Source organism: Streptomyces caelestis (assembly GCF_014205255.1).
Classification (GTDB): Bacteria; Actinomycetota; Actinomycetes; order Streptomycetales; family Streptomycetaceae; genus Streptomyces; species Streptomyces caelestis.
Genome location: NZ_JACHNE010000001.1, coordinates 2,191,706 through 2,207,039 on the forward strand (window position 1 = coordinate 2,191,706; position 15,334 = coordinate 2,207,039).

18 protein-coding genes are annotated in these 15,334 nt (G+C 71.5%); 6 read left to right on the top strand and 12 right to left on the bottom strand.

Annotation, left to right across the window (positions count from 1 at the left end):
- Positions 1–115 precede the first annotated feature (115 nt).
- Positions 116–892 (bottom strand): nucleotidyltransferase domain-containing protein, encoded by a 777-nt coding sequence (locus HDA41_RS09910; protein ID WP_376706774.1) that lies wholly within the window; start codon positions 890–892, stop codon positions 116–118.
- 216 nt (positions 893–1,108) lie between these two features.
- Here HDA41_RS09910 and HDA41_RS09915 point away from each other — a divergent pair, with 216 nt between their 5' ends.
- Both HDA41_RS09915 and HDA41_RS09920 read left to right on the top strand, forming a co-directional pair.
- Positions 1,109–1,522 carry a RidA family protein gene (locus HDA41_RS09915; RefSeq protein WP_184982626.1) on the top strand — a complete coding sequence of 138 codons (414 nt, stop codon included), beginning with the start codon at positions 1,109–1,111 and terminating at the stop codon, positions 1,520–1,522.
- A gap of 17 nt (positions 1,523–1,539) precedes the next feature.
- A complete protein-coding gene (locus HDA41_RS09920; protein WP_184982629.1) occupies positions 1,540–2,160 on the top strand; it encodes a gamma carbonic anhydrase family protein in 621 nt (206 codons plus the stop codon).
- Between the two features lies 1 nt (position 2,161).
- Here the strand turns inward: HDA41_RS09920 and HDA41_RS09925 are convergent, their stop codons facing one another.
- Positions 2,162–2,887, bottom strand: coding sequence for an aspartate/glutamate racemase family protein (locus HDA41_RS09925; RefSeq protein WP_184982631.1), 726 nt, complete (start codon positions 2,885–2,887; stop codon positions 2,162–2,164).
- A gap of 5 nt (positions 2,888–2,892) precedes the next feature.
- Complete coding sequence (locus HDA41_RS09930; RefSeq protein ID WP_184982633.1) at positions 2,893–4,356, bottom strand: NCS1 family nucleobase:cation symporter-1; 1,464 nt, start codon at positions 4,354–4,356, stop codon at positions 2,893–2,895.
- 183 nt (positions 4,357–4,539) lie between these two features.
- Between HDA41_RS09930 and HDA41_RS09935 the strand changes: the two genes are divergently transcribed.
- Entirely contained in the window at positions 4,540–5,196 is a 657-nt protein-coding gene (locus HDA41_RS09935) for a GntR family transcriptional regulator (protein WP_184982635.1), read from the top strand.
- A 9-nt stretch (positions 5,197–5,205) separates the two neighbouring features.
- Here HDA41_RS09935 and HDA41_RS09940 read toward each other — a convergent pair whose 3' ends face one another.
- From HDA41_RS09940 to HDA41_RS09950, 3 genes are read right to left on the bottom strand one after another with little or no spacing between them, the layout of a single operon-like run.
- Positions 5,206–5,910: a uracil-DNA glycosylase gene (locus HDA41_RS09940; RefSeq protein ID WP_184982637.1), complete on the bottom strand. Its 705-nt coding sequence runs from the start codon at positions 5,908–5,910 to the stop codon at positions 5,206–5,208.
- A 52-nt stretch (positions 5,911–5,962) separates the two neighbouring features.
- The gene (locus tag HDA41_RS09945; protein ID WP_184982639.1) at positions 5,963–7,291 is read right to left on the bottom strand and encodes an MFS transporter; all 1,329 of its coding nucleotides are present in this window, start codon (positions 7,289–7,291) and stop codon (positions 5,963–5,965) included.
- The gene (locus HDA41_RS09950) at positions 7,288–7,905 is read right to left on the bottom strand and encodes an ArsR/SmtB family transcription factor (RefSeq protein ID WP_184982641.1); all 618 of its coding nucleotides are present in this window, start codon (positions 7,903–7,905) and stop codon (positions 7,288–7,290) included. The genes HDA41_RS09945 and HDA41_RS09950 overlap by 4 nt, the downstream gene beginning before the upstream one ends.
- A gap of 133 nt (positions 7,906–8,038) precedes the next feature.
- Between HDA41_RS09950 and HDA41_RS09955 the strand changes: the two genes are divergently transcribed.
- Complete coding sequence (locus HDA41_RS09955) at positions 8,039–8,638, top strand: Hsp15 family ribosome-associated heat shock protein (RefSeq protein ID WP_184982643.1); 600 nt, start codon at positions 8,039–8,041, stop codon at positions 8,636–8,638.
- Between the two features lie 18 nt (positions 8,639–8,656).
- Here the strand turns inward: HDA41_RS09955 and HDA41_RS09960 are convergent, their stop codons facing one another.
- Together HDA41_RS09960 and HDA41_RS09965 are read right to left on the bottom strand one after the other, a co-directional pair.
- Positions 8,657–9,121 (bottom strand): DoxX family protein, encoded by a 465-nt coding sequence (locus tag HDA41_RS09960; RefSeq protein ID WP_184982645.1) that lies wholly within the window; start codon positions 9,119–9,121, stop codon positions 8,657–8,659.
- Positions 9,122–9,261: 140 nt separating this feature from the next.
- The gene (locus tag HDA41_RS09965) at positions 9,262–9,960 is read right to left on the bottom strand and encodes a class I SAM-dependent methyltransferase (RefSeq protein WP_230299567.1); all 699 of its coding nucleotides are present in this window, start codon (positions 9,958–9,960) and stop codon (positions 9,262–9,264) included.
- Positions 9,961–10,119: 159 nt separating this feature from the next.
- Here HDA41_RS09965 and HDA41_RS09970 point away from each other — a divergent pair, with 159 nt between their 5' ends.
- Positions 10,120–10,383 (top strand): DUF6343 family protein, encoded by a 264-nt coding sequence (locus HDA41_RS09970; protein WP_184982649.1) that lies wholly within the window; start codon positions 10,120–10,122, stop codon positions 10,381–10,383.
- Between the two features lie 62 nt (positions 10,384–10,445).
- Here HDA41_RS09970 and HDA41_RS09975 read toward each other — a convergent pair whose 3' ends face one another.
- The 4 genes from HDA41_RS09975 to rpsA form a co-directional block, all read right to left on the bottom strand.
- Entirely contained in the window at positions 10,446–10,826 is a 381-nt protein-coding gene (locus HDA41_RS09975; RefSeq protein WP_184982651.1) for a tetratricopeptide repeat protein, read from the bottom strand.
- Between the two features lie 50 nt (positions 10,827–10,876).
- Positions 10,877–11,497 (bottom strand): dephospho-CoA kinase, encoded by a 621-nt coding sequence (gene coaE / locus HDA41_RS09980; RefSeq protein ID WP_184982653.1) that lies wholly within the window; start codon positions 11,495–11,497, stop codon positions 10,877–10,879.
- A 53-nt stretch (positions 11,498–11,550) separates the two neighbouring features.
- On the bottom strand, positions 11,551–12,489 hold the full coding sequence (locus HDA41_RS09985) for a PAC2 family protein (protein WP_184982655.1): 939 nt from the start codon (positions 12,487–12,489) through the stop codon (positions 11,551–11,553).
- Positions 12,490–12,644: 155 nt separating this feature from the next.
- Positions 12,645–14,144, bottom strand: a complete 1,500-nt coding sequence (rpsA, locus tag HDA41_RS09990) for a 30S ribosomal protein S1 (protein WP_059422100.1) — start codon at positions 14,142–14,144, stop codon at positions 12,645–12,647.
- 362 nt (positions 14,145–14,506) lie between these two features.
- On the opposite strand from rpsA, the gene HDA41_RS41140 reads away from it, so the two are divergent.
- Positions 14,507–15,319 carry a class I SAM-dependent methyltransferase gene (locus HDA41_RS41140; RefSeq protein ID WP_376706855.1) on the top strand — a complete coding sequence of 271 codons (813 nt, stop codon included), beginning with the start codon at positions 14,507–14,509 and terminating at the stop codon, positions 15,317–15,319.
- Positions 15,320–15,334 lie beyond the last annotated feature (15 nt).

Sequence of the window (15,334 nt, forward strand, 5' to 3'; positions counted from 1 at the left end):
CGGGGGTGCGGGTGCCCACAGTAGGCCGGGTTCCTGGAGGGAAGGTTGCCGGAACGTGACGGAGTGCCGGAAAGCCGCGTTCTTTATGAACGCAATCGGCGACGGCCGTACCCGGTCAGCTGCGTGCTGCCGCCACGGCCCGGTCCAGGAGCGTCTCCACGTCGCTGATCTTCTGCTCCAGCTCGTCCGGAACGCCGGTGAGGGTGCCCAGGAGCGCGTCGACGTCACTCAGGCCCGCCCGCGCGACGAGGCCCTTCTCGTTCGTGACCCACTCCCCCCGCGCCGCCAGCACCGCGTGGGCGGTCTGTGTCGCGGCGAGGGCGATCGCACCCGCGGCCTGGGTGACCGCGCCTTTGGGCGCGTGGCCCGCCTTCGCATACGCGAGAGTGGCCGCGGCCATGCCGTCCCAGTGGGCCGGGGCACTCGCGCGCAGGGCCGGCGGGTAGGCCGCGGGACGCGGCAGTTCGCCCCGCAGCACCTTGTTGATCGCGAGTTCGGCGGCGAGCAGGTACGTCGGGATGCCCGCCAGGTGGAACATCAGCGGCTCGATCCGGAAGCGGCCCCGCTCCGCCTCCGCCACCTCGTGTTCGACGACGTCGAGATCGCGGTAGTGCACGTCGACGCGCCGGCCGTCGACGGTCAGCCAGGCGCCGCCGTTGAAGACGCCGCCGCCCCACGCGCCGAGCTCGGAGACCTCGCCCTCCCAGCCGACCGCGCGCAGGTCGTCCGGGTCGAACGCGCCCCGGTAGTAGATCGCCAGGTCCCAGTCGCTGTCGGGGCGTTCGGTGCCCTGGGCGCGGGAGCCGCCGAGGGTGACGGCCCGGACGGTGGGGAGGGCGGCGAGGCGGTCGGCGGTGGTGTCGAGGAAGGTCTGGTCCGGGAGGGTGGGCACGGGCACGGCTCCTGGGCGGGCGGGTGGCGGGGTCCGGTGAAGCGTAGAGGGACGGCTCGGTCGGGGGGAACCGAAATACGGGTGCGTCCGCGCGCCGGGCCTCGCATGATCGGTGGTTGTCCGTGGCTGCCGCCCGTAGATCCGTGGCTGCCGCCGGCCGGTAGTTCCTTGGCTGCCGCCCGTAAATCCTTGGCGCCGCCCATAGATGGGGGCCCCGTGATCCAGCGAGTCACTGTCCCGAGCCTGTTTCCGCCGCCCGCCTACTCCCACGCCTCCGTCGTGGAGGCCGGCACGAAACTCGCGTTCCTCGCCGGGTCCGTGCCGCTGGACGCCGACGGCGAGCTCGTCGGTCCCGGAGACCCCGTGCGGCAGGCCGAGCAGGTGATCGGCAACCTTCGCGAGCAACTGCGCTCCGTCGGCAGCGACCTGGCGCACGTCGTGGCGACCGACGTGTACGTCGTGAGCGGTGAGCCGGCCGTGCTGCCGGCCGTCTGGGACGTCGTCGAGGCCTCCGGGCTCAGCTCCGGTCCGCACTCGTGGACGCTGATCGGCGTGGCGTGCCTCGGACACACGGGACAGCTGGTGGAGATTACGGCGACAGCGGTCGTGCCCGGCGAGCCGCCGGCCTGAGGCCTGAGGAGAGCGCCATGTTGATCGAGCACCGAGGGCGGCGCCCCGTCGTCCCCGAGTCCGCGTACGTCGCCCCGACGGCCGTCCTGTGCGGGGCCGTCGCCCTCGGTGAGCGCACCCGGGTGCTGCACGGGGCCGTGCTCACCGCCGAGGACGGGGAGGTGCGGGTGGGCTCGGACGTCGTCGTCATGGAGAACGCCCTGGTGCGGGGGCGGGCCAAGCACCCCGCGGTGATCGGTGACGCCGTGCTCGTCGGCCCGCACGCCCATGTCAACGGGGCGACCCTGGAGGACGAGGTCTTCGTGGCCACCGGTGCCTGTGTCTTCCCGGGCGCGGTCGCGAGCGCCGGATCCGAGCTGCGGATCCACAGCGTGCTGCACGTCAACTCCGTGCTGCCGCCCGGCACCGTCCTGCCCATCGGCTGGATCGCGGCGGGAGCGCCCCGGGCCCGGCTCTTCGCCCCCGGTGAGCACGACGAGCTGTGGCAGGTGCAGGAGGCGCTGGATTTCCCCGGCACGGTGTACGGCATTCCGCGCGGCACCTCCATGCGGGAGGTCATGGCCCGTCAGGTGGAGTTGTACGGGGCCCACCGCGACGACCTCACACTCGACGGCCCGTCCCCCGACGAGGGACCGTGAGCTACTGTCGGCGTTCCGGCGGCCCCCAGACCCTCCGTTTCGCCAGCGGCTCGGCGTAGCTCCCCACCCGGCTCGTCGTCAGTCCCAGCGCCACCAGCGACTCCGCCAGTCTGACCGCCGCGGCGACCCCGTCCACGACCGGCAGGCCCAGCTTCTCCCCGACGACCCGCTGCAAGCCCGTCATACCGGCGCAGCCCAGCACCAGTACCTCGGCCCCGGCCGCGCACGCCCGCTCGGCGGCGGCCAGGAACGCCGTCTCGGTGCGCTCGTCGTCGCCGAGGCCCAGCACGTTCAGGCCCGTGCCGACGATCGCGGCGCAGTTCCGGGCCACACCCGCCGTCTCCAGGCTGTCCTCGATCTGGCCGACGGACCTCTCCAGCGTGGTGACGACGCCGTAGCGGCGGCCGATCAGGCAGGCCAGGTGCGCCGCGGCCTCGGTGATGTCGACGACCGGGACGCCCACCAGTTCCCGGACGCCCTCGCGCCCGTGCTCCCCGAAGCCGGCCATGACGACGGCGTCGTACGGCGGTCCGTCGTACGTCCGCAGCGTGTCCAGGACGGCCGCGGCGGACAGGTAGCTGTCGAGCCAGCCCTCCGCGGACTCCGGCCCCCAGGTGGGGGTCAGTCCGGTCACGGTGGTGCCCGGACCTGCGGCGGCCCGGGCACCTCGTACGATCTCCTCGGTCATCTCCTGCGTGGTGTTGCAGTTGGTGACGACGATCCGCACGTCTCTCAGACCTCCATGGCAGGGCGCTCGGCGGCACGTTCGCTGCGGCACAGGACCGCGTACAGCCCGGCCGCGAGGGCCGTGCCGATGAACCAGGAGTACGGCGCCACGTCGCTGAAGTCCTTCACGAGCGCGAGCACCGCCGCGACACCCGCCGCCGGCAGGAAGGCCCACAGCGCCTTGGGGTTGACGCCCTTGCGGTAGTGGTAGCGGGAGCCGGGGGTGGCGTCGAACAGTTCGTCCACGTTCACGCGGCCGCGCTTGACCCAGTAGTAGTCGAGCATGATCACGCCGAACAACGGGCCGAGGAAGGCGCCGAGGCCGCCGAGGAAGTAGTTCACGACGGTCGGGTTGGAGAAGAGGTTCCAGGGCGTGACGAGCAGGGCCGCGACCGTGCTGATCATGCCGCCGACCTTGAAGGTGATCTTCTGCGGCCAGACGTTGGCGAGGTCGTACGCGGGCGAGACGAAGTTGGCGACGATGTTGACGCCCATGGTGGCGATGGCGAAGGTCAGCGCGCCCAGCACCAGCACCCACGTGTTGCCGATCTCGGCGACGAGGTAGGCGGGGTCGGTGATCTCCTTGCCGAACACCTCGAAGGCGCCCGCGGTGACGATGACCGACACGATCACGAAGGCCGTGGAGTTGACGGGGAGGCCCCAGAAGTTGCCGCGCTTGACGGACTTGTAGTCGGGGGCGAAGCGGGAGAAGTCGCAGAAGTTGAGCATCAGGGTGCCGTACGTGGCGAGGACCAGGCCGATCGCGCCGAACCACTGGCGCCACTGCTCGCCGACGGAGACCGGGTGCGGGGTGGAGGTGAGCGAGATCGTCCAGCCGGCCTTGGCGAGGATCCACACGGCCAGCGCGATCATCACGAGCCAGATCGCCGGACCGCAGAAGTCCTGGAACTTGCGGACCGATTCCATGCCCCGGCTGATGATCGCCGCCTGGACCAGCCACAGCGCGATGAAGGAGACCCAGCCGAGCGCGTCCAGCCCGAGGAACGAGTTGTGCGTCCACGACTCCAGGCCCGGCCAGGCCGCGAGCAGCATCACGTTGACGGCGACGGAGGCCAGGTAGGTCTGGATGCCGTACCACATGATGGCGATCACGGCCCTGATCAGCGCCGGGATGTTGGCGCCCCAGACACCGAAGGCGATCCGGCTGACGACCGGGAAGGGGACGCCGTGGCGCTGCCCGATCTTCCCCATCCAGTTCATGCCGATGTAGATGATCACGAAGCCCACGAGCAGGGACGTGAAGATCTGCCACACGTTCATGCCGAGGAAGAGCAGTCCGGCGGCGAAGGTGTAGTTGCCGAGGTTGTGGACGTCGGACATCCACATGGCGAAGAGGTCGAAGACCTTCCAGTTGCGCTTCTTCGCGGGCGCGAGGTCTTCGTTGGTGAGCCGGGGATCGGGGACGAACGCTGGGGCGCCGGTGGGTGCGGCACGGTCGGCGAGGGACACGGGGCCTCCATGAGCGAGGGGACGTCGGAGGACTGCTCTGTGAGGGACTGCTGTGCGGGGTCCGCTCTGCGGGGGGCTTTGGTATACCAAACTGTGGTCATGGTCCCGCCGTCAACAGTTCTGACCGATGTCGCTCTTGTTAACGCTCGGTAAAAGGCGCCTCGCCTCGGCGAGGATGGCTCCATGACGAAGATCGAACCCCTTGGAGCGGTGCGCGAGCGCGTCACGGCCGAGCTGCGGCAGGAGATCATCGCGGGCAGCCTCCGCCCCGGCGACCGCCTGGTCGAACGCGAGCTGGCGGAGCGCTTCGGCGTCTCGCGCGTCCCCGTCCGGGAGGCGATCCGGGCGCTCGTCGCCGAGGGCTTCGTCCACTTCGAGACACCCCGCCGCACGGTCGTACGCCGTCTCACCCCGAACGACGTCAAGGAACTGTTCGAACTGCGCGAGGCCCTGGAGGTCTACGCCGCCGGACTCGCCGCGTCCCGCGCGACACCGCAGGACCTGGCCGAGGTCCACGAACTCCTCGACCGGGCGGCCGCCGCCACGGAAGCCGGGGACGCCGAGCTGATCACGGACCTCAACAGCCGCCTGCACGACCGCATCGTGGCGATGGCCGGCAACAGCCTGCTGACCGAGGCCCTGGAACCGGTCGCCGGCCGGCTGCGCTGGATGACCCGGCGCAACGAGGAGTGGCCGCAGCTCCTTGTGGAGCACCGCGAGCTGTACGAGGCGATCGCCTCGGGCGACCCGGACCGCGCCCGCGCGCACGCGCTCACCCACGTACGGACCAACTACCGCTCCACGGTGCGGCACTTGTTCGAGGAGGAGGAAGCGCCCTAGCCGTGCTGTTCAGTCGGCAGTCGTCGGCAGTTCCGCCGCCCGCGCGGCCGTCCGCAGGACGTCGCGGAGCATCGCCGGGGTGAGCCGTCCGGTGAAGGTGTTGCGCTGGCTGACGTGGAAGCAGCCGAAGAGCTCCAGGCCGTCCAAGTGGAACCGGGCCCCGTGGCCGAAGGCCGGCCGGGGCCGGGGCACGGACCAGCCCGCCTCCGCGAACGCGGGCAGCGCGGCCTGCCAGCCGAAGGCGCCGAGCACGACCACGGCCCGCAGCGTCGGACGCAGCAGCCGCAGTTCCTGCACGAGCCAGGGGCGGCAGGTGTCCCGCTCCTGCGGGGTGGGTTTGTTCGCGGGCGGGGCGCAGTGCACGGGCGAGGTGACGCGTACGCCGTACAGCTCCAGGCCGTCGTCGGCGTGCTCGGCCGTGGGCCGGGAGGCGAGGCCGACGTCGTACAGCGCCTCGTACAGGACGTCCCCGGAGCGGTCGCCGGTGAACATCCGGCCGGTGCGGTTGCCGCCGTGGGCGGCAGGGGCGAGTCCGACGATCAGCAGCCGGGCGTCCGCCGGCCCGAACCCGGGCACCGGCCGCCCCCAGTACGTCCAGTCCGCATAGGCGGCTCGCTTGGCCCGGGCCACCTCCTCACGCCAGGAGACCAGCCGCGGGCAGGCCCGGCAGTCCGTGAGGCGCCGGTCGAGGAGAGGGAGACCGCTGGCGTCCATGACTCCACCGTAGGCGACGGTGGGGCGGTCCCCTCACCGGGAGGCGGAAGGCTCAGGACATGCCGGCACGTGAGCCCGGGGTGATAGTCGTGTCCGGCGCGGACCGTGTCTCGACTCGGCGTAGCCAGATCAGGGCCCCGGACAACAGCACCGCACCGGTCAGCAGCCACGGCAGCGGGCCCGGCCGCAACGCGCCGACGACGAGGCCGGCGAGCGCGCCGACCAGTTGCAGGGCGAGGGACTGGACGGACAGGGCGGTGGCGCGGCCGGCGCTGGTGACGCGGCGGTGCAGCAGGTCGTTCTGGTTCGGGGACGCGGCGCCGATGCCGAGGTAGAGCAGGCAGAAGCCGACGACCGCGAGGGCCGTGGCAAGCGGGTGCGTGGTGGTCGCGGTGAGACCGAGCAGCAGCATGCCGCCCGCGCCCGTCACGAGACAGACCAGCACGGCCCGCTCGCCACTGCCCGCGATCCGGGCGGCGAGCGGCGCGAGGTGGCTGCCGACACCGTTGCAGACGAAGCCCGCGCAGGCGAGCGCGGCGTACACCATCGCTCCGGAGCCGGGCGCTCCGGTCAGCTCGACGGTGCGGCCTGGGATGAGCAGTTCGACGGCGGCCAGGGCGCCGCCGACGGCCGCGGCGGTGAGCAGGACCCGGCGGACCAGCGCATCCCTGCCGCCCAGCCGCAGCCCGTCCAGGACGGTGACCGGGACGCCGCGCAGCACCGAACGCAGGGTGGCCGTCGGTCGCGGCGGCTCCCGCAGCACGGCCAGCACGTAGCAGACGAGGACGACCCTGACCACGGCTCCCAGCAGCATGGGGACGGACAAGGGCAGCACCGCCCCGGCCGTCGCCTCGCTCAGCCTGGTACCGAGACCGGGCCCCGTGCCGAGCAGCCAGGGCAGCGCACCGCCGAGCAGCAGGCCGGCCGCGAGTGCGGCGGAGGTCGCGGAGCCGCCTCGGGCCAGGCCTGTGCGCAGCTCGGCGTCGGGGCCGGAGCGCTCCTGAACGGTGTCGACGTACCAGGCCTCGGCGGTACCGCTGGACAGGGCCCGGGCCGCACCCATGAGCACCATGCCGGCGGTGAGCACCCACGCGGTGGTGCCGAGGCCGACCAGCACGCAGGCGACCACGTTGAGTACACCGGCCGTGGCCAGGACCGGCCGGCGCCCGAGGACGTCGGAGAGCCCGCCCGTGGGCAGCTCCAGCGCGGCCACGGTCAGCGAGTGGACGGCGAAGAGCCCCGCGACCGCGGCCAGGGACATGCCGCGCTCGCTGAACAGCAGGACCATCGAGGCCAAGCCGAGGCCCGACGGCAGCCATAAGAGCGCGCAGACGGTGACGTAACGGCGGCGAACGGTCCGCAGGTGGGTCAGCTCGGTCACGAGGCGTCCTCGCGGCCCGTGTCCCCACGGTCGTGCGGGGCGAGCGGCAGGCCGGCGGTGAGGAGCATGACGTGCTCGGCGCGCGGATCCTCCGCGTCCCGCGCGGTCAGTTCCTCCAGCTTCCGGGTGACCGTGTCCCAGAGCTCGGTGAGCGACTCGGCCGTCAGCCGGGGCATGAGGTCGCTGATCCCGGACGGCTCCACCCACTCCTGGCCGAACCGCCCGGCGGCCATGTCCGCCTCGTGCCGGGCGAGGGACATCTCCAGGTGCTCCAGCTGCCGCCGTCGCGCCAGGCTGACGAAGGCACGGCCCGCCTCGGAGGCCTCCATCGCCTCGTTGCTCCAGGACGTCACGGTGTGCAGCGCCCGCCAGCGCCGCTCCCGCCCGTCACGGTGCTCGGCCTCGCCGATGAAGGCGTACTTCGCCAGCACCCGAAGGTGGTAACTGGTCGACGCCGACGACTCCCCCGTCCGCACGGCGAGCTCACTGGCCGTGGCGGGCCCGTCCTGCCGCAACAGCCCGAGCAGCTGGATGCGCAGGGGGTGGGTGAGGGCCTTCAGGGCGTCCGTGTCGTGCTCGGGGTCGAGTACGCGCTTGGGCTCGTCGCTGTCCATGCCGGGAGGGTAGGCCGCCGTTTCGCAATGACAAAAGAGTTTCTGCAAAACTTGTTTTGCGGACTGGCGTGGAGGACGACTCCCTGCCCGGACGGCCCGAAAACAGGTGGCCCCAAGGGCTAAGGTCGGGAACATGGCTTCTGAAGGCACGGAGAACGACGGGACGGGTGACACGAAGGCCGTGGACCCAAAGGTCGTGGAGCCGAACGTCGCGGACCCGAACATCGTGGACCCCAGGGTCGCGGCGGCGATCGCCGCTGCCGAGGCCGCCGGGCCGAAGAGCGGCGAGACCGTCCGCGTCGACAGCTGGATCTGGGCCGTACGCCTCGTCAAGACCCGTTCCCTGGGCGCCACCGCCTGCCGGGGCGGACACGTGCGCGTCAACGGCGAGCGTGTGAAGCCCGCCCACGCCGTACGCGTCGGCGACGAGGTGCGCCTGCGGCACGACGGCCGGGAGCGGGTCGTCGTCGTCACACGGCTGATCCGCAAGCGGGTCGGCGCCCCGGTGGCCGCCCAGTGCTACGTCGACAACTCCCCACCGCCTCCGCCCCGCGAAGCCGTCGCCCCGGCCGGCATCCGCGACCGCGGCGCGGGCCGCCCGACGAAGCGGGACCGCCGCGAGCTGGAACGCCTACGCGGCCTGGCCGGCCCCGGCCCTGTACCCGGCCCGGGCCCCGGCGGCTTCGGCCCCGGCCCCGATCCCGGCGGAGGACGGAACAAACCGAGGCCGTGAGCAGCGCACGCGGCACGGTCACGCCCGGAACCGCAGCAGGCGCAGCAGCTCCGCGTTGTGCCCCCGCCGCGCCCAGGCGATGAGGGCGAGCGGCACGATCAGGATGAGCGGCGTCGCCGCGTACTGCCCGTCGAAGACGGCGATCTGGACGACGAACGCGCCCACCATCAGTGCCCCCAGCGCCATCGCCGCCACCGACTGGAGCACCGGGATCAACAGGGCGGCCGCTCCGGCCAGTTCGAGCGCACCGATGGTGTACATCCCCGCGCTGCCCCAGCCGAGCTCCTCGAACGACGCGGCAGCCGACGCGTGCCCGATGAGCTTGGGCAGGGCGCTCGCGATCCCGTAGAAGAGGGCGAGCAGCACCTGCAGACCGCGCAGCGCGATCCGGGCACGCCGCCCGCGAGCGCTCGCGGACTCGGCGACGACGACTCCGGCCGGGGCGGAGGGGGCGGCGGTGACGGGAACGGTGGTCTCGGACATGGAGGTCTCCTGTGGCAAGCGGTCCGTGCTGGTGTCGCAGGGGTAGACCACCCCTCGCCCTCGAACTCATCGCCGCCCGGCAGATTTTCCACCCGCCTCGCTCCAAGCCCTGCGCCCGTCACGGGCAGAACCGCCGCCCCTCACGCACCCCGCCCACCCGGACCGTCGGGCACCGCCCGCACCCAGGTCCGGTCCTCCGTCAGGTACCGGTCCACCCTCAGGCCCGTCTCCTCCAGAGCCTCCTCGAACTGTGCCTCGGTCAGCGGTCGTGCCCGGAAAGTATGGGTCCAGACCGCGTCCGGGAACGCGTACTCCGCGTGCACCGAGTGGACTCCGTCGCCGACCGGCTCCGACGACACGATCCGCACGGTGAAGCCGCTGGGGTCCACCCGCTCGCGCGGCACGTTCGTGTGGTAGTCCTCACCCTCCCGCTGGATCAGCACGGAGCCGTCCTCCGCGACATGCCGCACGCACGTGCGCAGCAGGCCCCGCCGCACCTCGGCGTCCCCGGCGTGCACGAGGAACGACGCGAGCAGCACCACGTCGAACTTCTTGCCCAGGTCCAGGTCCTCGATGGGGCTGCATATCGACCGCGCTCCGCGTACCCGCTCCAGCATCTCGGCGGACTCGTCCACCGCCGTGACCCTGAACCCGCGCTCCAGCAGTGCATGGGTCATGCGCCCTACGCCGCTGCCCAGCTCCAGGACGCGCGCGCCCGCGGGCACCGCGGCCTCGATGACGTCCGGTTCGTCCCCCACGGGCAGCCGCGAGTAGAACTCCACGGCGCAGCCGTCCGGAGTGATGGCCCCGGGCCCCGTCCCCGCGTACCCCTCACGCATGTTCAGCTCCATGCCCGCCCAACGGACCACGCCCGCACGCCCGTTCCCGTCCCGGCCGCGTTCATCCGTCCGAGTGAACGGCGTCCCGCACGGGGCCCGGCTCCCTGTTGGTCGGCGTCCGCGGCGAGGAGTACGTTGCAAAGAGGAGTGGAGACGGTGATGCGTACAGGCAGTGAACCGAGGACTGCGCGCAGTGCCCTGCGGGCGCGCTTCTGGCTGGGCGTGTGGGGGCTGGTCTGGGCGCTCTTCGGCACGGTCGCCTTCACGCTCGCCGGGCGGACCGGCTGGGCCATCGCCTGTGGCGCGCTGCTGCTGGTCGTCATGATCGACCTCGTCGTCGTCCTCAGGCACATCCGCCAGGGCCCGCACTACCAGCCGGGCCCCGACATCCCGCCCTACCGTCCACCGGGCGATCACTCCTGAGGCGGGCGGACCGGCCCTGAGGCGGCCGGGTCACCCCTGAGGCGGACAGGGACGGCCGCCGCTCACGAGTCGAAGCGCGCCGCCTTCAAAAACCGCGGGTTCGGGTCCAGCGCGGCGGCCAGGCGGAAGTGGCGCTTGGCCTGGTCCGGGCGGTTCTGCCGCTCGTACGTGCGGGCGAGCGCGAAGTGCGCGAACGCGTTGTCCGGCTCACGCTCCAGGACGATCGAGAACTCGAGTTCCGCCGGCCGCAGCTGCGCCGCCGCGAAGAAGGCACGCGCCCGCAGCAGCCGCGCGGCCGTGTTCTCCGGGTGCGCGGCGATGACTGCGTCGAGCAGCTTCACCGCGCCCCGCGGGTCCCGCGCCGCGAGCAGTTGCTCGGCGGCACGGAAGTCGATGACGTGCGTCTCCGGAGTACGTCCGGTCGAATCGCTGGTCTCGGGCACGGCAGAGTCCTTCCCTCACTGCGAGGGTTCAACGCCCCCGCGAGTTGCCGCTATTCCTGAGGGGACGGCCGGGGCGCCTGCGACCTGCGCTCCAGCGCGGCCCACACGTCCTTCACGCGGCGCTCCAGGTCCTCCAGCGGAACGTCGTTGTCGATGACGATGTCCGCGATCTCCCGGCGCTGCTCGCGTGTCGCCTGGGCGGCCATCCGCGCGCGCGCGTCACCCTCGGTCATGCCGCGCAGCCGTACGAGCCGGTCGAGCTGGGTCTCGGGGCTCGCGTCGACGACGATCACGACGTCGTACAGCGGCGCCAGCCCGTTCTCCGTGAGGAGCGGGACGTCGTGCACGACGACCGCGTCCCCGGCGGCGGCCTCTTCGAGCTCGCGGGAGCGGGCGCCCACCAAGGGGTGCACGATCGAGTTGAGCGTGGCGAGCTTCGCCGCGTCGGCGAAGACGATGGAGCCGAGCCTGGGCCGGTCCAGGCTGCCGTCGGCCGCGAGCACCTCCTCGCCGAAGGCCTCCACGACCGCGGCGAGCCCCGGGGTCCCCGGTGCGACGACCTCCCGCGCGATGCGGTCCGCGTCGATCAGCACGGCACCGCACTCGACGAGCAGCCGTGACACCTCACTCTTGCCGGCACCGATACCGCCGGTCAGGCCCACCTTCAGCATGAGCCGAGCTTAGGCCCTGCCAGGGGCAGGGCCCTGTCCAGGTCTCCCCGAGCTCAGCCGTCGCCTTCTCTCTCCGCCAGGAACTTCTCGAACTCCCGCCCGATCTCGTCCGCGGACGGGATGTCCACCGGCTCGGCGAGCATGTTGCCCCGGGTCTCGGCGCCCGCGACGGCGTCGTACTGGTGCTCCAGGCCCTCGACGAGCGCGGTGAGGTCCTCGTCGCCCTCGCGGATCTGCCGGTCGATCTCCGTCTGGGTGCGGTGGGCGTCCGAGCGCAGGGCGTGGGCGATGCCGGGCAGCACCAGCCCGGTCGCCGCCGTGATGGCCTCCAGGACCGTCAGGGCCGCGTCCGGGTACGGGGAGCGGGCGATGTAGTGCGGGACGTGGGCGGCCACGCCCAGGACGTCGTGTCCGGCCTGGAGCAGGCGGTACTCGACCAGGGACTCGGCGCTGCCGGGCACCTGGGCCTCCTCGAAGGGGCTGCGGTGGCCCGGGACGAGGTCGGTGCGGTTGCCGTGCGGGGTCAGGCCGACGGGCCGGGTGTGCGGGACGCCCATGGGGATGCCGTGGAAGTTCACCGACAGACGGACGCCGAGCCGCTCCACGATCTGCTGCACGGCCGCGGCGAAGCGCTCCCACTCCACGTCCGGCTCGGGGCCGGACAGCAGCAGGAACGGTGCTCCGGTGGCGTCCTGCACCAGCCGCACCTCGATCGCGGGCTCCTCGTAGTCGCTCCAGCGGTCGCGCTTGAACGTCAGCAGCGGGCGGCGGGCCCGGTAGTCCACGAGCCGGTCGTGGTCGAAGCGGGCGACGACCTGGTGGGGCAGCGAGTCGAGCAGCCGGTCGACGATCTGGTCGCCCGTCTCGCCCGCGTCGATGTATCCGTCGAAGTGGTAGAGCATGACAAGTCCGGCCGACTCCTGGGCCAACGCCATGTCGACGACGGCCAGGCCCTTCGGCTCCCATGCGTACAAGCCCTGCGGATCTAGCACAGTGACCGCTCCTCCTCGTGTCCGTACGGCACAACGCCCTTGCGGGGGCGGGCATTCCCCGGAGGAGGAGAATCATGATCTTTCCGGAGGCAGCACTGAGGGGCCGCACCTCGAAAGGTACGGCCCCTCAGTCAGGAGCTACTGCTCAGCGGGCGTCAGCTCTGGCCGCCGGCCAGCTTCTCGCGAAGCGCGGCAAGCGCCTCGTCCGAGGCCAGCGCGCCGGAGTTGTCCGGGCCCTCGGAGGAGTACGAACCGCCACCACCGCCGGACGCGGCCGGAGCGGCGGCCTCGCCACCCTCGGCAGCGGCCTTCTCGTCCGCCTCACGCGACTTGATGACCTGCGCCTGGTGCTGCTCGAAGCGCTGCTGCGCCTCGGCGTACTGGGTCTCCCAGGCCTCGCGCTGGGTCTCGTAGCCCTCGAGCCAGTCGTTGGTCTCGGGGTCGAAGCCCTCGGGGTAGATGTAGTTGCCCTGGTCGTCGTACGACGCGGCCATGCCGTACAGGGTCGGGTCGAACTCGACCGACGCCGGGTCGGCACCGAAGGCCTCGTTGGCCTGCTTCAGCGAGAGGCTGATGCGACGGCGCTCGAGGTCGATGTCGATGACCTTGACGAAGATCTCGTCGTTGACCTGGACGACCTGCTCCGGGATCTCCACGTGGCGCTCGGCCAGCTCGGAGATGTGGACCAGACCCTCGATGCCCTCGTCCACGCGGACGAACGCACCGAACGGAACCAGCTTCGTGACCTTGCCGGGCACGACCTGGCCGATCTGGTGGGTGCGGGCGAACTGCTGCCACGGGTCTTCCTGGGTCGCCTTCAGCGACAGGGAGACGCGCTCGCGGTCCATGTCGACGTCGAGGACCTCGACGGTGACCTCCTGGCCGACCTCGACAACCTCGGAGGGGTGGTCGATGTGCTTCCAGGAAAGCTCGGAGACGTGGACCAGGCCGTCGACGCCACCCAGGTCCACGAAGGCACCGAAGTTGACGATCGAGGAGACGACGCCGGAGCGGACCTGACCCTTCTGCAGGGTCGTGAGGAACGTCTGGCGGACCTCGGACTGGGTCTGCTCGAGCCAGGCACGGCGGGACAGGACCACGTTGTTGCGGTTCTTGTCCAGCTCGATGATCTTGGCCTCGAGCTCCTTGCCCACGTAGGGCTGGAGGTCGCGAACGCGGCGCATCTCGACCAGGGAGGCCGGGAGGAAGCCACGGAGGCCGATGTCGAGGATGAGACCACCCTTGACGACCTCGATGACGGTACCGGTGACGATCCCGTCCTCTTCCTTGATCTTCTCGATGGTGCCCCAGGCACGCTCGTACTGGGCGCGCTTCTTCGAGAGGATCAGGCGGCCTTCCTTGTCCTCCTTCTGGAGAACAAGGGCCTCGATCTCGTCACCGACGGCGACGACCTCGTTGGGGTCGACGTCGTGCTTGATCGAGAGCTCGCGGCTCGGGATCACACCTTCGGTCTTGTAACCGATGTCGAGCAGGACCTCGTCCCGGTCGACCTTCACGATGACGCCGTCGACGATGTCGCCGTCGTTGAAGTACTTGATCGTCTCGTCGATCGCGGCGAGGAAGGCTTCCTCGTTACCGATGTCGTTGACCGCTACCTGCGGGGTGGTGGCGGTGGTCTCGGTGCTGCTCGTCATGTGGGAAAGGGCTCCGGTACGGACATTGAAGTCGTAGGTACTGCTACGCCGGGAGCCCGTTTCGCTCTGCAGAAGCCGGACAGCCAAGGAAGCGCCACACCAAACTGGTGGCGCCTCGACAACCGAGGGGACATACATACAGATGCGAGCGCAGCCTGCTACGTCTGAGGTGCGCAGGCCCGCAGCGCAACTTGTAGCATACGGGGGCAGCCGGGCAGGGTCAATGTGCGAAGCCACCCACCCGGGGCGGAACCCCGCATACCCGGCACAAGTCGTGTCGTCCGAGGCCACGTAGGGCGTGCAACGCCCCCTTCGGGACACCTCCGGCGCCGGCTGGACGGAAGAGTACGACGAGGGAGCCGATCATCCAAGAGCCCGAAGCGTCCGAACCCGAGGCCACCCGGCGTACCGCGGGGGTCACGGAGAGTTCCCGCGCCAACCGTGGCTGGTGGGACCGCAACGCGGACGAGTACCAGACCGAGCACGGCACCTTCCTCGGTGACGACCGCTTCGTGTGGGGCCCCGAGGGGCTGGACGAGGTGGAGGCCGAGCTGCTCGGCCCGCCGGAGGAGCTGAAGGGCAGGGACGTCCTGGAGCTCGGCGCGGGCGCGGCGCAGTGCTCGCGCTGGCTGGCCGGCCAGGGCGCCCGCCCGGTGGCCCTGGACATCTCGCACCGGCAGTTGCAGCACGCGCTGCGCATCGGCGGATCGTTCCCTCTGGTGTGCGCGGACGCCGGTGCGCTGCCCTTCGCCGACGGCTCCTTCGACCTGGTCTGCTCGGCCTACGGCGCGCTGCCCTTCGTCGCCGATCCGCGCCTGGTCCTGCGCGAGGCACACCGGGTGCTGCGGCCCGGGGGCCGTCTGGTCTTCTCGGTGACGCACCCGATCCGCTGGGCCTTCCCGGACGAGCCGGGACCGGAGGGGCTGTCGGTGTCGGGTTCGTACTTCGACCGCACGCCCTACGTCGAGCAGGACGAGGAGGGCCGAGCGGTCTACGTCGAGCACCACCGCACGCTCGGCGACCGCGTCCGGGACGTGGTCGCCTCGGGCTTCCGGCTGGTGGACCTGGTGGAGCCGGAGTGGCCGGCCTGGAACTCCTCCGAGTGGGGCGGCTGGTCGCCGCTGCGCGGGAACCTGATCCCGGGGACGGCGATCTTCGTGTGCGAAAAGGACTGAGGCACGCGCGCGTGA

What these genes read in the sequence shown, in the direction of transcription:
- HDA41_RS09950 (WP_184982641.1), bottom strand. Translation starts at nt 7,905, where the DNA reads ATGGACAGCGACGAGCCCAAGCGCGTACTCGACCCCGAGCACGACACG.
- HDA41_RS09970 (WP_184982649.1), top strand. Translation starts at nt 10,120, where the DNA reads ATGCGTACAGGCAGTGAACCGAGGACTGCGCGCAGTGCCCTGCGGGCG.
- rpsA (WP_059422100.1), bottom strand. Translation starts at nt 14,144, where the DNA reads ATGACGAGCAGCACCGAGACCACCGCCACCACCCCGCAGGTAGCGGTC.
- HDA41_RS09935 (WP_184982635.1), top strand. Translation starts at nt 4,540, where the DNA reads ATGACGAAGATCGAACCCCTTGGAGCGGTGCGCGAGCGCGTCACGGCC.
- HDA41_RS09940 (WP_184982637.1), bottom strand. Translation starts at nt 5,910, where the DNA reads ATGGACGCCAGCGGTCTCCCTCTCCTCGACCGGCGCCTCACGGACTGC.
- coaE (WP_184982653.1), bottom strand. Translation starts at nt 11,497, where the DNA reads ATGCTGAAGGTGGGCCTGACCGGCGGTATCGGTGCCGGCAAGAGTGAG.
- HDA41_RS09955 (WP_184982643.1), top strand. Translation starts at nt 8,039, where the DNA reads ATGGCTTCTGAAGGCACGGAGAACGACGGGACGGGTGACACGAAGGCC.
- HDA41_RS09960 (WP_184982645.1), bottom strand. Translation starts at nt 9,121, where the DNA reads ATGTCCGAGACCACCGTTCCCGTCACCGCCGCCCCCTCCGCCCCGGCC.
- HDA41_RS09920 (WP_184982629.1), top strand. Translation starts at nt 1,540, where the DNA reads ATGTTGATCGAGCACCGAGGGCGGCGCCCCGTCGTCCCCGAGTCCGCG.
- HDA41_RS09965 (WP_230299567.1), bottom strand. Translation starts at nt 9,960, where the DNA reads ATGCGTGAGGGGTACGCGGGGACGGGGCCCGGGGCCATCACTCCGGAC.